Source organism: Streptomyces sp. NPDC048659 (genome assembly GCF_040650575.1).
Classification (GTDB): domain Bacteria; phylum Actinomycetota; class Actinomycetes; order Streptomycetales; family Streptomycetaceae; genus Streptomyces.
The window spans coordinates 81,075-95,844 of sequence record NZ_JBEZHM010000008.1; the positions used below are offsets into that span (position 1 = coordinate 81,075).

Sequence of the window (14,770 nt, forward strand, 5' to 3'; positions counted from 1 at the left end):
CCCGCCCCGGCGGCCGGCCGCGGAAAGGCAGCCCCCGATGACCGTCCACCTCCACTGGTTCCTGCCGACCGGCGGCGACGGCCGCACCCTCGTCGACCGGCATGTGTACGGCGACGGCGGCATCGGCCGCACCCGCGCCGCGAGCGGAGTGCGGGCCCCGGACATCGATTACCTGGCGCAGATCGCGAAGGCGGCCGAGCGGCTCGGCTTCGAGGCGGTGCTCACGCCCACCGGCACCTGGTGCGAGGACGCGTGGCTGACCACCGTCGCGCTCGCCCAGCACACCGAGCGGCTGAAGTTCCTGGTCGCGTTCCGGCCCGGGGTGGTCTCCCCGGTGCTGGCCGCGCAGATGGCGGCCACGTACCAGCGGATCACCCGCGGGCGGCTGCTGCTCAACGTGGTGACCGGCGGCGACTCGGCCGAGCAGCGGCGGTACGGCGACTTCCTCGGGCACGACCGGCGCTATGAGCGGACGGCCGAGTTCCTGCGGGTGGTGCGCGGGGTGTGGGGCGGGGAGCCGTACGACTTCGACGGCGCGCACTACCAGGTGGCGGGCGGGCTGACCGCGCTGCCGCCGGACCCGCTGCCGGAGATCTTCTTCGGCGGTTCCTCGGCGGCGGCCGGTCCGGTGGCCGCCGAGCACGCGGACGTCTATCTGACCTGGGGCGAGCCGCCCTGGCAGGTCAAGGAGAAGATCGACTGGATCCGGCGGCTCGCGGCGGAGCGCGGCCGGGAGGTCCGGTTCGGCATCCGGCTGCACAGCATCTCCCGCGACTCCGCGCGCGAGGCGTGGGCGACGGCGGAGCGCCTGCTGGCCGATCTCGACCCGGAGGCGGTGGCCACGGCGCAGGCGGCGCTCGGGCGCAGCGAGTCGGTGGGGCAGCAGCGGATGCTGGCTCTGCACGGCGGCGGCACGCTCGACCGGGACCGGCTGGAGATCGCGCCGAACCTGTGGGCGGGGGTGGGGCTGGTGCGCGGCGGGGCGGGGACGGCGCTCGTCGGCAGCCACGCGGACGTGGCCGACCGGATCGAGGAGTACCACGACCTGGGGATCGAGCACTTCGTGCTGTCGGGCTATCCGCATCTGGAGGAGGCGTACTGGTTCGGGGAGGGCGTGACGCCGGAGCTCGCGGCGCGCGGGCTGCTGGCGGCCCCGCCCGCCTCGCCGCTGCTCGGGGTGCCCGCGGCGAACGGGCGGCCCGCCTCCGCGCCGGGCGGCGCTCCGCTGCTGCTGCCCGGAGGCGGGCGGTAGGCCCCGGTGCTGCCGGGCGCGGGCGGGAAGAAGGGGCCGCCGCGCGCGGTTGGTGGAATCGTGAACGATTTCGGGGTACACGAGGTGGACGTGGTCGTCGTCGGTGCCGGGCAGGCGGGCCTGTCCGCCGCCTATCACCTGCGGCGCGCCGGGTACGAGCCCGACCGGGACTTCGTGGTCCTCGACCACGCCCCGCGCCCGGGCGGCGCCTGGCAGTTCCGCTGGCCCTCGCTCACGTACGGCAAGGTGCACGGGATGCACGCGCTGCCCGGCAAGGAGCTGACCGGGGCCGATCCGGCGCGCCCCTCCTCGGAGGTGATCGGTGGCTACTTCGCCGACTACGAGGAGACCTTCGGCCTGCGGGTGCACCGTCCGGTGGCGGTGTCGGCCGTCCGGGAGGGGGAGGGCGGGCGGCTGCGGGTCGAGACCTCCGAGGGCGTCTACGCGGCGCGCGCGCTGATCAACGCGACCGGCACCTGGGACCGTCCGTTCTGGCCGCGCTACCCGGGGCAGGAGACCTTCCGGGGGCGTCAGCTGCACACCGCGCAGTACCCGGGACCGGACGGCTTCGCCGGGCAGCGGGTGATCGTGGTCGGCGGCGGCGCCTCCGGCACCCAGCACCTGATGGAGATCGCCGACGTCGCCGCGGAGACCACCTGGGTCACCCGGCGCGAACCGGTCTTCCGCGAGGGCCCGTTCGGCGAGGCGGAGGGGCGGGCGGCGGTCGCGCTGGTGGAGGAGCGGGTGCGGCGCGGGCTGCCCCCGCAGAGCGTCGTCTCCGTGACCGGGCTGCCGCTGAACGAGGCCGTCCGCTCGGCCCGCGAGCGCGGGATCCTGGACCGGCTGCCGATGTTCGACCGGATCACCCCGACCGGTGTGGCCTGGGCGGACGGACGGACGGTCGACGCGGACGTGATCCTGTGGGCGACCGGCTTCCGCGCCGCCATCGACCACCTGGCCCCGCTGCGGCTGCGCGAGCCGGGCGGCGGCATCCGGGTGGAGGGCACCAGGGCGGTCCGCGACGAGCGCGTCCACCTGGTCGGCTACGGCCCCTCCGCCTCCACCATCGGCGCCAACCGGGCCGGGCGGGCCGCGGTCGCCGAGATCCGGCGGCTGCTCACGCGCGCCCCGCTGCCCGCCGCTGCGCGTTGAACTCGGCCACGTTCGCCTGGTGGTCGGGGTAGCTCGCGGTGAAGCGGGTGTCGCCGTGCCGCACGGTCACGAAGTAGAGCCAGTCGCCGTCGGCCGGGTCGAGCGCCGCCGCCATGGCCGCGTCCCCCGGGTTCCCGATGGGTGACGGGGGCAGGCCCCGGCGCTCGTACGTGTTGTACGGGCTGTCGATGCGGGTGTCCTGGTGGGTGGTGTCCACGGTGTCGCGGCCCAGGGCGTAGTTGATGGTGGAGTCCATCTGGAGCGCCATGCCCCGGCCGAGCCGGTTGTAGACGACCCGCGCCACCTTCGCCATGTCCTCGGCGCTGTCGGCCTCGGCCTGCACGATGCTCGCGACGATCACGGTCTGGTGGACGCTCATCCCGTGCCGCCGGGCGCCCTCGGTGACGCGGTCGCCGCCGAAGCGCCGGCCCGCCGTGTCGACCATGTAGCGCAGCAGGCCCTGCGGGGTCGTGGCCTTCACCACCGGGTACGTCGCCGGGAACAGATAGCCCTCGGGGTTGCCCCCGGCCGCGGGCGGCAGCGCCAGGCCGGTGGCCTTCGCGCGCGCGGCGGTCCGGGTGGTGCCCGCGGGCAGCCCGAGCGAGCGGTCGACGGCCGCGTACACCTCGCCGGCCCGCCAGCCCTCCGGGATGAGCAGGGTGCGCTGCTTCTCGGGCGCGGGCCGCTCCTGGCCGCCGAGGAGCAGGGGCACGGTGACGGCGGCGGCGACGGCGAGGACGGCGCCCAGGAGGAGCGCGAGTCGGCCGCGCCGGGTGAGGCGGGTGCGGCGGCGACGGCGCTCGGGCTGCCAGGACCGGTACGTCATGGGCGCACGCTAACCCGGTGCGCGGGCGAATCCGGGGAACGCCGGACACGCGGCGGCGCCGCCGGCCCCCTGGGACGGGGAACCGACGGCGCCGCTTTCCTGCCGGGCGTACCGGTCAGATGAGCCAGCCCAGGAAGTGGAGGACGCCGGCGAGCAGGTTGGTGATGACGTTCATGGTGGTGCTTCTCCTCGTACAGAGCTTTCTGTGGGACTGCGCGGTCGCGGTCTGCAGCCCGTCGTTCGCGCTCCGTCATCATGTGCCGCCGTTCGGGTGGCGGACAAGGAAAACCGGCACGATCACACGTTCTGGGGAACATCCGATCCCACGTTCGCGTGTTCGTCGCGGCGCACCAGGGCCGCGTACCGCCCGTCCCGGGCGAGGAGCTCGTCGTGGGTGCCGCGCTCGGCGATCCGCCCGGCCTCCAGGACGACGATCTGGTCGGCGTCGCGGACGGTGGACAGCCGGTGGGCGATGGTGATGGTGGTGCGGCCGGCGGAGAGCGCGTCGATGGCCTGCTGGACGGCGTGCTCGGTACGGGTGTCGAGGGCGCTGGTCGCCTCGTCGAGGATCAGCACGGGCGGGTCGCGCAGGATGGTGCGGGCGATGGCGAGCCGCTGCTTCTCGCCGCCGGAGAAGCGGTAGCCGCGCTCGCCGACGAGGGTGTCGTAGCCCTGGGGCAGCGAGGCGATGTGGTCGTGGATCTGGGCGGCGCGGGCGGCGGCCTCGATCTCCTCGTCGGTGGCGTCGGGCTTGGCGAAGCGCAGGTTGTCCGCGACGGAGGCGTGGAAGAGGTAGGTCTCCTGGGAGACCACGCCGACAGCCTCCGCGAGGCTGTCGAAGCCGAGGTCGCGCACGTCGGTGCCGTCCAGGGTGACGCGGCCCTCGGTGACGTCGTAGAGCCGGGGCACCAGATAGCTGAGGGTGGACTTGCCGGAGCCGGTGGGGCCGACGACGGCGAGGCTGCCGCCGGCGGGGACGGTGAGGTCGATGCCGTCGAGGGTGGGGCGGCCCTCGCCCTCGGGGTCGTAGCGGAAGCCGACCTTCTCGAAGACGACCTCTCCGGCGGTCTTCGCCGGGCGGACCGGCTCGGCGGGCTCGGTGATCTCCACGGGCAGGTCGAGGTATTCGAAGATGCGCTGGAAGAGGGCGAGCGAGGTCTGGATCTGCACCCCGGTCGACAGCAGGCTCACGGCGGGCCGGAACAGGCCCTGCTGGAGGGAGACGAAGGCGACGAGGGTGCCGAGGGAGACGTCGGGGCCGCCGGCCTGGAGGGCGAGCCCGGCCGCCCAGTAGATGAGCGCGGGCATGGCGGCCATCACGATGCCGATGGTGGCCATCCGCCAGCGTCCGGCCATGGAGGAGCGCACTTCGAGGTCGACGAGGCGCTCGGACTCCTCGGCGAAGGACCGGGTGAGCGAGTCGGCGCGGCCCATGGTGCGGCCGAGCAGGATGCCGCTGACGGAGAGGGACTCGGTGACGGTCGCGGCCATGGCGGCCATCTGCTTCTGCCGCTGGGTGGTGATGCGCTTGCGCTCGCGCCCGACCCGGCGGCTGATCCAGACGAAGAGCGGCAGCAGGAGCAGCGAGACCAGGGTGAGCCGCCAGTCGAGCGCGAGCATGGCGACGACGGTGGCGACGACGGCGGTGAGGTTGGAGACGAGGGAGGTGGCGGTCGAGGTGACCGTCGCCTGCATGCCGCCGATGTCGTTGGCGATCCGCGACTGGACCTCGCCGGTGCGGGTGCGCGTGAAGAAGGCCAGCGGCATCCGCTGGAGCTGGGCGTAGACGCCGGTGCGCAGGTCGTGCATGACGCGCTGGCCGACGGTGGTGGAGATCAGGGTCTGGAGCACGCCGAAGACGCCGGAGGTGACGGCGGTGACGATCATGCCGAGCGCGAGCAGGCTGAGCAGCCCGGTGCGGCCCTGCGGGATCGCGGTGTCCAGGATCTCCTTCAGGAGGAAGGGCGAGGCGACGGATACGAGGGACGACGCGCCGACCAGCAGGCCGACGACGGCGAGGCGGCCCCGGTAGGGGCGGAAGAGGCGCAGGATGCGGCGCATCTGCGCGGGCTCCTGCGGGCGGCCCGGTTCTCGGGCGGGAGGTGTCCAGGTGGACTCGTCGTGCGTACGCATGGGCTCCTACGAGGGTTCGATGACAGAGGGCCGGCAGCAAGCCGGCCGAGGACCGGCCGAGAGCCGACAGGGGGATCGCGACGGGGCGAGCCTATCGGAGCATAGCTCATTGTTACCTATACTCACAATGAACTTCGTCTTGCTAGCATTCCCGTATGAGCACCCCCGATCGCGCCCCCGGCCCCACGCCCGATCGCGCGCCCGACCCCGACGGCCTCCTCGCGGAGCAGCTCCTCCGGCTCACCCGCCGGCTCCAGCGCGCCCACAAGGGGTACATGGAGCCGGTCGGCATCACCCCTGCCCAGTTCCGCCTGCTGCGGACGGTCGCGCACTGCGAGGAGCCGCCCCGGATGGCGGACCTGGCGGCCCGGCTCGAAGTGGTCCCCAGGGCCGTGACCAGCCTCGTCGACGGCCTGGAGGCGGCCGGGCGGGTGCGCAGGGTGCCCGATCCGAGCAATCGCCGGGTGATCCGGATCGAGCTCACCGAGACCGGCCGCGACACGCTGAGGGAGCTGCGCAGCGCGCGCCGCGCCGCCGCAGAGGACATGCTGGCCCCACTGACCGTCGAACAGCGCGAGGTGCTCGGAGGTCTGCTGTCCGCCCTGGTCGACCGAGCTCCGGGGCGCGCCTGCTGAGACCGGGGCACGGCCTCGCCGGAGGGGAGCCCTGGCCATGCCCGTACTGGAGCCGAACCCGCAGGCCCTGCGAGCCGGTACGCCGCGACGGGCGGCGCCCGACCGGGTGCCGGACCTCCAGGCCCGCGGCACGCCGAAGCACCTGCGGGACGAGCTGGCGGCGCTGCTCGGCCCCGGCAAGGTGCTGTCCACGGTGTCGGACCTGGTGCGGTACGCCTCGGACGCGAGCCCGTACCGTTTCGTGCCGCAGGTCGTGGTGGTCGCCGAGGACATCGACGACGTCTCCGCCGTCCTGTCGTACGCGCACGGCAAGGGCCGCGAGGTCGTCTTCCGGGCCGCCGGGACCAGCCTCAACGGGCAGGCGCAGGGCGAGGACATCCTGGTGGACGTGCGCCGCCACTGGGCCGGCGTGGAGGTGCTGGACGGCGGCGCCCGGGCCCGGATCCGGCCCGGCACGACGGTCGTGCGGGCCAACGCGGCGCTGGCCCCCTACGGGCGGGTGCTCGGGCCCGACCCGGCGAGCGCGATCGCCTGCACGATCGGCGGCGTGGTCGCCAACAACGCCTCCGGCATGACGGCGGGGACGACCAGGAACTCGTACCGCACGGTCGCCTCCCTCACCTTCGTGCTGCCGGGCGGCACCGTAGTGGACACCGCCGACCCGGCCGCCGACGAGGAGCTGGCGCGCGCCGAACCCCGGCTGTGCGCCGGGCTGCTGGGCCTGAAGGCGGACATCGAGGCGGACCCGGAGCTCACCGCGCGGATCCGGGCCAAGTACGCCATCAAGAACACCAACGGCTACCGGCTGGACGCCTTCCTGGACGCGGACACCCCGGTCGGGATCCTGCGCGGGCTGATGGTGGGCTCCGAGGGCACCTTCGGCTTCATCTCGGAGGTCGTCTTCGACACGCTGCCGCTGGACCGGAAGGTCAGCACGGCGCTGCTCTTCTTCCCCTCGCTGCCCGCCGCGGCGGCGGCCGTGCCGCTCTTCAACGACGCGGGGGCGCTGGCCGTCGAGCTGATGGACGGCAACACCCTGCGCGCCTCGGTTCAGGTGCCCGGGGTGCCCGCCGACTGGGCGGAGCTGCCCAGGGAGACGGCGGCGCTGCTGGTCGAGTTCCGGGCGCCCGACGAGGCCGGGCAGCGGGCGTACGAGGAGGCGGCGGCGCGGGTGCTGGCCGGGCTGGAGCTGGTCGCCCCGGTCGGCTCGGTCACCAACGCGTTCACCCGGGACCCGGGGACGATCTCCGGCTACTGGAAGGCCCGCAAGGCGTTCGTGACGGCGGTCGGCGGCACCCGCCCCTCGGGCACGACGCTGATCACCGAGGACTTCGCGGTGCCGCCGGACCGGCTGGCCGACGCCTGCGCCGAGCTGCTCGCGCTCCAGGCGCGGCACGGCTTCGACGCCGCCGTCGCCGGCCACGCCGCCCACGGCAACCTGCACTTCCTGCTCGCCTTCGACGCCGCCGACCCCGCCGACGTGGAGCGGTACGCGGCCTTCATGGACGACTTCTGCAAGCTGACGGTGGAGCGCTTCGACGGCTCGCTGAAGGCCGAACACGCCACCGGTCGCAACATCGCGCCGTTCCTGGAGCTGGAGTGGGGGCCGAAGGCGACGGAGCTGATGTGGCGGACCAAGGAGGTCATCGACCCCGACGGGGTGCTCGCGCCCCGGATCGTCCTCGACCGCGACCCGCGGGCCCATCTGCGCGGCCTCAAGACGATCCCGGCGGTCGAGCCGATCGCCGACCCGTGCATCGAGTGCGGCTTCTGCGAACCGACCTGCCCCAGCCACGACCTGACGACCACGCCGCGCCAGCGGATCGTGCTGCGCCGGGAGATGATGCGCCAGGCCGACGGCTCCCCGGTCGAGACGAGCCTGCTGGAGTCGTACGGGTACGACGCCGTGGACACCTGCGCGGGCGACTCCACCTGCAAGCTGGCCTGCCCGGTCGGCATCGACACGGGCGCGCTGATGAAGGAGTTCCGGCACGAGCGGCACTCCGCGCGGGAGGAGCGGATCGCGGCGCTCGCCGCCACCGACTTCCGTGCCGTGGAGGCCGCCGCCCGCCTCGCGGTGGGGGCCGCCGCGCGGATCGGGGACAAGGTGCTGGAATCCGTGACGGGGCTCGCCCGCAAGGCGGTGCGCCCCGATCTCGTACCCGAGTGGCTGCCCGAGATCCCGGGCGCGGCGCCCCGGCGGCTGCCGCGCACCCACCGGCCCTCCGCGCACGCCGTGTACTACCCGGCGTGCGTCAACCGGATCTTCGGCAACCCGGACGGGCACCGGGGGCCCTCGCTGCCGGAGGCGGTGGTGGCGCTGTCCGCGCGGGCCGGGCGCCCCGTGTGGATCCCGGACGACGTCGCGGGCACCTGCTGCGCCACGATCTGGCACTCCAAGGGCTACGCGCGGGGCAACGAGGTGATGGCCAACCGGATCGTGGCGGCGGCCTGGGGCTGGACGGCGGGCGGCAGGCTGCCGCTGGTGGTGGACGCCTCCTCGTGCACGCTGGGCATCGCCCACGAGGTGGTGCCGTACCTGACCGACGACAACCGGGAGCTGCACGCCGAACTGACCGTGCTCGACTCGCTGGTGTGGGCGGCGGACGAGCTGCTGCCGCGCCTCGACGTGCGCCGCCGGGTGGGCTCCGCGGTGGTCCACCCGACCTGCTCGATGCGTCACCTGGGCGACGAGGACCGGCTGGTGGCGCTCGCCGGGGCGTGCGCGGAGGAGGTGGTCGTGCCGCTGGACGCCGGCTGCTGCGCGTTCGCGGGCGACCGGGGGATGCTGCACCCGGAGCTGACGGAGTCGGCGACGGCGAGGGAGGCGGCCGAGGTGACCGCCCGGCCGTTCGACGCGCACCTGTCGGCGAACCGGATGTGCGAGATCGGCATGGACCGGGCCACCGGCCGGAGCTACTACTCGGCCCTCCTGGAGCTGGAGCGCGCGACCCGGCCGTGAGCGCGGCGGCGCGCGTCGCGGGGGCGGGCGGTCCCGTCCCCGCGGCGCGCGGGCGCCGTGCCGGTGCCGCTACTGCGGCGGGGTGTCCTGCGGCGGCCGGTCCCCGCCCAGTTGCTCCTTCAGCTTGTCCTGGGCCGTGTCGACCTGGGAGCTGTACTTGCCCTGGGTCTTCTCGTCGACGAAGTCACCGGCCTTGTCGATGCCCTGGCCAGCCTTGTCCTCGTGGCCCTTCAGCATCTGCTTGAGCTTGTCCATCACGCTCATCCGAGCCTCCTTGGCGGGCTGTGCTCCCGTCCAGGATCTCCGCTCGGGCGCCGGACCGCATCCGCTCAGCAGCGCCGCAGGTCCTCCACGAGGGTGCCCTGGACGGTCTTCAGGGAGCGGTCGTGGCAGCCGGCGGAGCCGTACAGGCGGTAGCGCTCGGCGCTGGTGCCGACGGCGCGCCGCTGCTCGCGCGGGACGCCGAGGGTGAAGGCGGCGTCGCCGGTGTACGTGTCGTCCAGCCGGGACCAGGACAGCCGGCGGCCGTCCCGCACGACGTCGACGGCGGCCCGGTCGCCGACGGTGAGGACGGTCCGCAGCCGGTCGTCCGCGCCCACGGTGATCTCGCCGTCCATGGTGTACGCGCGGTGGGTGCGGGTCGCGGTCCGCCCGACGCTGACGGTCTCGTCGTCGGTCCAGTACGCGGTGAGGGCGTCCGGGTTCTCGTCGGCGCCCCAGCGGTGGGTGGAGCGGTGGTCGACGGTGCGGGTGACGGTGGTGACGACCCGGCCGTGCGAGGTGTTCAGGTGGCCCGAGACGGTGAGGGTGTGTCCGCCGGAGGTCTCCAGCACGTCGGGTGAACCGGGCGTGTGGACGGTGGAGTTGCGCGGGGTGCCGGGCTCGTGCCGGTCGAGGGCGCCGGTGACGACGGCGCGGCCCTCGTCCTGCCAGAGCAGCACGTTGGCCGGGACGCTCCAGCCGGACTGCCCGGCCGGGACACCGGCCACGGACACCTCGACGCGGTGCGGGCGCCCGTCGTTGAGGACGGCGGCGAACGGGGTGAGGTCGTAGACGACGGGCTGCACGTCGAAGGCGCGCGGGGCGGGGGTCACGTACCAGAGGAAGGGGTTGGACCAGCCGCCGGTCCAGACGTGCGGGTAGGGGGCGGCGATGCCCGCGAGGCGCCCGTCGACCGCGATCCGGACCTCGCGGTACGGCCCGTCGGCGGCCTTGCAGGAGTAGGGCGCGGCGTCGGGGACGGTCAGGTACCAGAACTCCTCGCAGCCGCCGCCGGAGCCGGTGGCGTAGACCTCGGCCAGGATCCGCTCGGTGTTGCGCGGGGTGGTGAGGGTGGCGCCGGTGAGCGGGAGGACCCGGTCGGGGGTGCCCTCGGCGGGCTTCACGGCGCCCCGCGCGGTGTGGAAGGTGAGCGTGACCTTCACGTCGATGACGCCGGTGTACGTCTCGTTCACGACGTTGCCGATGAGCATCTCGACGGGCTGGGGGCGGGCGAGGGTGTCGCGGTAGCGGGTGACGTCCTTCTCGACCGCCCAGGTGATGCCGTCGGGCGAGGGCTCGGGGGTGGAGGTGCGCAGGATCTCGACCCCGCCGAGGGAGAGGTGTCCGAGGCGGTCGTACTGGCGGCCCTTGACCTTGCCTTCGAGGCGCAGGACGGCCTTGTTCCAGCGGGTGCCGCAGCCCTTGGGCGGGCTGTACGAGCCCTGGTACGGGGTGAAGTCGCGGAACTGCGCCTCGGCGAGCGTCACTTCGCAGGTGCGGGTGCCGGGGGTCGGCACGGGCGGCGCGGCGGTGAGCGGGTCGTGCCAGTCGGTGGTGAACTCGGCCGGCGGGGTCGGGGCCCCGTCCGCGTGCGCCGCGGGGGCGGCGAGCAGCAGCCCGGCGGCCAGGGCGAGGCCGCCGATCACGCTCATGATCCTCTGTGATGTCATGGGCCGTGAGTGAAGCGCGGCCCTCCGGACGGGGTCCAGAGGGCCTGGGCCCGGCTTGGCCGGTTCTGTGCCCGAGCGCCGGAAAATCGATTGCCGATCACCGTCCGGTGGGGCGAGCCTGGATCGGTTCGAGACACGACCGGACCGGTCCGCGCGACCGGTCGAAAGCCCTGGGACATCATGCAGATTCGCGATCTACCGTACGCCGACCCAGGAGTCCCGGACGTCCGCTCGGGCGGCAGATTCCTCCTGTGGCTCGGCCGCAGACAGCTCGGCGCGCAGGTGAAGTGCCTGCTCTGGGGGCTGATGTTCCAGCTCGGCATCGCCGGCCTGCCGATCGGCGTCGGACTCGCCGTGCAGGCGGTCGTGGACCGCGACGGCGGCCGGCTCGCCCTCGGCGTGGGCCTCCTCGCCCTCCTCGGCGTCGCGATCGCGCTCGGCGACACGATGGCGCACCGGGTGGCCGTGACCAACTGGATCACCGCCGCCGCCCGGGTGCAGCAGCTGCTCTCCCGCAAGACCGCCGAGCTCGGCTCCCTGCTCACCCGGCGGGTCGCCGCCGGCGAGGTGGTCGCCGTGTCCACCGGCGACGTCGAGAAGATCGGCTGGTTCGTGGAGGCGGCCTCCCGCTTCGCCGCCGCCGCCGTCTCCCTGGTCGTGGTCTGCGTCGGGCTGGTGCTCTACCAGCCGGACCTCGGCGTGGTCGTCGCGCTCGGCGTGCCGGTCCTCGCGCTCGCCGCGCTGCCCCTGCTCCCCCGCGCCACCCGCCGGGCGGACGCGCAGCGCGAGAAGGCGGGCCGGGCCACCGAACTGGCCTCCGACACCGTGGCCGGGCTGCGGGTGCTGCGCGGCATCGGCGGCGAGGACCTGTTCCTCCGCCGCTACCGGGCCGCCTCCCAGGAGGTCCGCGAGGCCGCCGTGCACAGCGCCCGGATGTGGGCGCTGATCGCCGGTGTCCAGGTGCTGCTGCCCGGACTGCTGCTGCTGACGGTCGTCGTGTACGGCGCGCGCCTCGCGCTCGACGGGCAGATCTCGGTGGGCGAACTGGTCACGGTCTACGGCGCGGTGGCGCTCACCCACCACCCGCTGCGCAACTTCGAGGAGATCGCCATGGCGTACTCCTTCTCGCGGCCCTCCGCGAAGCGCGCCGCCCGGGTGCTCGCCCTGAGCCGTACGACGGCGCCCGAGGGCACCGGGACCACGGCGGCCGGGGCGGCTCCCGCCGGGGACCTGTACGACCCGGTCACCGGGGTGCTCGCCCCGGCGGGCCGCTTCACCGCGGTGGTCTGCGGCGACCCGGACGTCGCCGGGCGGCTCGCGGACCGGCTCGGCGGGCATCCGCCGGAGCCGGGCGCGGACCACGCCTCGGTGCTGCTCGGCGGTGTCGCCCTCGACGAGCTGCCGCTCGCCGCCGCCCGCACGGCGGTCCTCGTCCAGGACAAGGACCCGGTGCTGCTCTCGGGCACCCTCGGCGAGCTCCTGGACGTGCCCTCGTCCGGGGCGGTCGCGGCCCGCCCGGCCCTGGACGCGGCCCAGTGCGGCGACGTGCTGGACGCCCTGGCGCAGGCGTCCGTGGACACCGGCGGCGACCCGATGCGCACCCGGATCACCGAGCGCGGCCGGTCCCTCTCCGGCGGCCAGCGGCAGCGCCTGGCGCTCGCCCGCTCGCTGGTCACCGACCCGGAGGTGCTGGTCCTCGACGAGCCGACCTCGGCGGTCGACTCGCACACCGAGTCCCGGGTGGCGGCCGGGATCAAGGAGCTGCGCGCGGGCCGCACCACCGTGGTGCTGGCCTCCTCGCCGCTGCTGCTCGACCTCGCCGACCGGGTCGTCCTGGTCGACGGGGGCGCGGTGGTGGCGGTGGGCACCCACCGCGAGCTGCTGGCGGGCGAGCCCCGCTACCGGGCCGTCGTGACCCGGGAGACGGAGGCCGAGCTCTCCGCGCCCGCGGACGGCCTGGGCCGGGGCCTGGAGAGCGGCCTGACCGACGGCCTGGCCGAAGACCTGGCAGACGGTCTGGCAGAAGACCTGGACGAGACGCTGGCCCGGAAGCTGGCGGAAGAGCTGGAAGGAGAGTCGGCATGATCGGCCTGGCGCCCCCGGAGTACGACCCGGCGGCACCCCAGTCGGCGACCACGCTGCCGGTCGGCGGCCGGACGACGGTCCGCGCGTACCTGCGGGACCTGCTGCGCCGCCACCGCGGGGCGTTCGCCCTGCTCGTCACCGTCAACGCGGTCGCGGTGATCGCCTCGATGGCCGGGCCGTACCTGCTCGGCTCGGTCGTCGAGCGCCTCACCGACGGCGCCCGCGACCTGCACCTGGAGCGGACGGCGGCCCTCTTCGCCGTGGCGCTGCTGATCCAGACGGTCTTCACCCGCCTGGTGCGGCTGCGCGGGGCGATGCTCGGCGAGGAGATGCTGGCCGACCTGCGCGAGGACTTCCTGGTGCGCTCGGTCGCGCTGCCGCCGGGCGTCCTGGAGCGGGCCGGTACGGGCGACCTGCTGTCCCGGATCACCACCGACATCGACCGGCTGGCCAACGCCATGCGCGAGGCCGTGCCGCAGCTCGTGGTCGGCGTGGTGTGGACGGGGCTGCTCGTCGGCGGCCTCGCGCTGACCGCCCCGCCGCTGGCCCTCGCGCTGCTGTGCGCGGCGCCGCTGCTGATCGTGGGCTGCCGCTGGTACTTCCGCCGGGCCGGCGCGGCGTACCGCTCGGAGGCCGCCGGGTACGCGGCGGTGGCCGCCGCGCTCGCGGAGACGGTGGACGCGGGCCGGACGGTCGAGGCGCACCGCCTCGGCGCGCGCCGGATCGCGCTGTCGGACCAGCGGATCGGCGAGTGGACGCGCTGGGAGCGGTACACCCTGTTCCTGCGCTCGGTGCTCTTCCCGGTCGTGGACCTCACCCACACGATCGTGATCGCCTCGGTGCTCGCGATCGGCGGGGTGTTCGTCCTCCAGGGCTGGATGGACGTGGGCCAGCTGACCACGGGCGCGCTGCTGGCGCAGATGCTGGTGGACCCGATCGGCATCATCCTGCGCTGGTACGACGAGCTCCAGGTCGCCCAGGTCTCGCTGGGCCGCCTCGTGGGCGTGCGGGAGATCGAGCCGGAGCCCGGCGACGGCTCGGTGCGGCCGGAGGGGCGGCAGGTCCGCGCCGACGAGGTCCGCTTCGGCTACCGCGAGGGCGTGGACGTGCTGCACCGGGTGTCGATGGACGTCGCCCCGGGCACCCGGCTGGCCCTGGTCGGCCCCTCGGGCGCCGGGAAGTCCACGCTGGGCCGGCTGCTCGCGGGGATCTACGCCCCGCGCGCGGGCAGCGTCACGCTGGGCTCCGCCGAGCTGGCCCGGATGCCCGCCGAGCGGGTCCGGGAGCACGTGGCCCTGGTCAACCAGGAGCACCACGTCTTCGTCGGCTCGCTCCGCGACAACCTGCTGCTCGCGCGGGAGGGCGCCGCGGACGCCGAGCTGTGGGAGGCGCTGGGCGCGGTGGACGCGGACGGCTGGGCGCGGGCGCTGGAGGAGGGCCTGGACACCGAGGTCGGCTCGGGCGGGCTCGCCCTGACCCCGGCGCAGGCCCAGCAGCTCGCGCTCGCCCGGCTGGTGCTCGCGGACCCGCACACGCTGGTCCTGGACGAGGCGACCTCGCTGCTCGACCCGCGCGCGGCCCGGCACCTGGAGCGCTCGCTGGCGCAGGTGCTGGACGGGCGCACGGTCGTCGCCATCGCGCACCGGCTGCACACGGCGCACGACGCCGATCTGATCGCGGTGGTCGAGGGCGGCCGGATCAGCGAGCTGGGCAGCCACGACGAGCTGGTGGCGGCGGACGGGGCGTACGCGGCCCTGTGGCGCTCCTGGCACGGTTAGGCCCTGTCTGAGGCCG

At 74.6% G+C, this 14,770-nt stretch carries 10 protein-coding genes; 6 read left to right on the forward strand and 4 right to left on the reverse strand.

Going from position 1 to position 14,770, the window contains the following annotated elements; genetic code table 11:
- Positions 1-37 precede the first annotated feature (37 nt).
- Positions 38-1,252, forward strand: coding sequence for an LLM class flavin-dependent oxidoreductase (locus AB0C99_RS08835; RefSeq protein WP_362471460.1), 1,215 nt, complete (start codon positions 38-40; stop codon positions 1,250-1,252).
- Positions 1,253-1,312: 60 nt separating this feature from the next.
- The gene (locus AB0C99_RS08840; protein WP_362471463.1) at positions 1,313-2,404 is read left to right on the forward strand and encodes an NAD(P)-binding domain-containing protein; all 1,092 of its coding nucleotides are present in this window, start codon (positions 1,313-1,315) and stop codon (positions 2,402-2,404) included.
- Here the strand turns inward: AB0C99_RS08840 and mltG are convergent.
- Positions 2,370-3,230 (reverse strand): endolytic transglycosylase MltG, encoded by an 861-nt coding sequence (mltG, locus tag AB0C99_RS08845; RefSeq protein WP_362471466.1) that lies wholly within the window; start codon positions 3,228-3,230, stop codon positions 2,370-2,372. The genes AB0C99_RS08840 and mltG overlap by 35 nt on opposite strands.
- A 297-nt stretch (positions 3,231-3,527) precedes the next feature.
- Entirely contained in the window at positions 3,528-5,363 is a 1,836-nt protein-coding gene (locus AB0C99_RS08850) for an ABC transporter ATP-binding protein (protein WP_362471469.1), read from the reverse strand.
- A gap of 155 nt (positions 5,364-5,518) precedes the next feature.
- Here AB0C99_RS08850 and AB0C99_RS08855 point away from each other — a divergent pair, with 155 nt between their 5' ends.
- Both AB0C99_RS08855 and AB0C99_RS08860 read left to right on the forward strand, forming a co-directional pair.
- Positions 5,519-5,998 (forward strand): MarR family transcriptional regulator, encoded by a 480-nt coding sequence (locus tag AB0C99_RS08855; protein WP_362471471.1) that lies wholly within the window; start codon positions 5,519-5,521, stop codon positions 5,996-5,998.
- Between the two features lie 37 nt (positions 5,999-6,035).
- Positions 6,036-8,960 (forward strand): FAD-binding and (Fe-S)-binding domain-containing protein, encoded by a 2,925-nt coding sequence (locus AB0C99_RS08860; protein ID WP_362471474.1) that lies wholly within the window; start codon positions 6,036-6,038, stop codon positions 8,958-8,960.
- A gap of 69 nt (positions 8,961-9,029) precedes the next feature.
- Here the strand turns inward: AB0C99_RS08860 and AB0C99_RS08865 are convergent, their stop codons facing one another.
- Positions 9,030-9,224: an antitoxin gene (locus AB0C99_RS08865; RefSeq protein ID WP_362471477.1), complete on the reverse strand. Its 195-nt coding sequence runs from the start codon at positions 9,222-9,224 to the stop codon at positions 9,030-9,032.
- A gap of 65 nt (positions 9,225-9,289) precedes the next feature.
- On the reverse strand, positions 9,290-10,891 hold the full coding sequence (locus tag AB0C99_RS08870; protein WP_362471480.1) for a peptide-N4-asparagine amidase: 1,602 nt from the start codon (positions 10,889-10,891) through the stop codon (positions 9,290-9,292).
- A gap of 180 nt (positions 10,892-11,071) precedes the next feature.
- Here AB0C99_RS08870 and AB0C99_RS08875 point away from each other — a divergent pair, with 180 nt between their 5' ends.
- Together AB0C99_RS08875 and AB0C99_RS08880 are read left to right on the forward strand one after the other, a co-directional pair.
- Entirely contained in the window at positions 11,072-12,976 is a 1,905-nt protein-coding gene (locus tag AB0C99_RS08875; RefSeq protein ID WP_362471483.1) for an ABC transporter ATP-binding protein, read from the forward strand.
- A complete protein-coding gene (locus tag AB0C99_RS08880; RefSeq protein ID WP_362471486.1) occupies positions 12,973-14,754 on the forward strand; it encodes an ABC transporter ATP-binding protein in 1,782 nt (593 codons plus the stop codon). The genes AB0C99_RS08875 and AB0C99_RS08880 overlap by 4 nt, the downstream gene beginning before the upstream one ends.
- Positions 14,755-14,770: the final 16 nt, after the last annotated feature.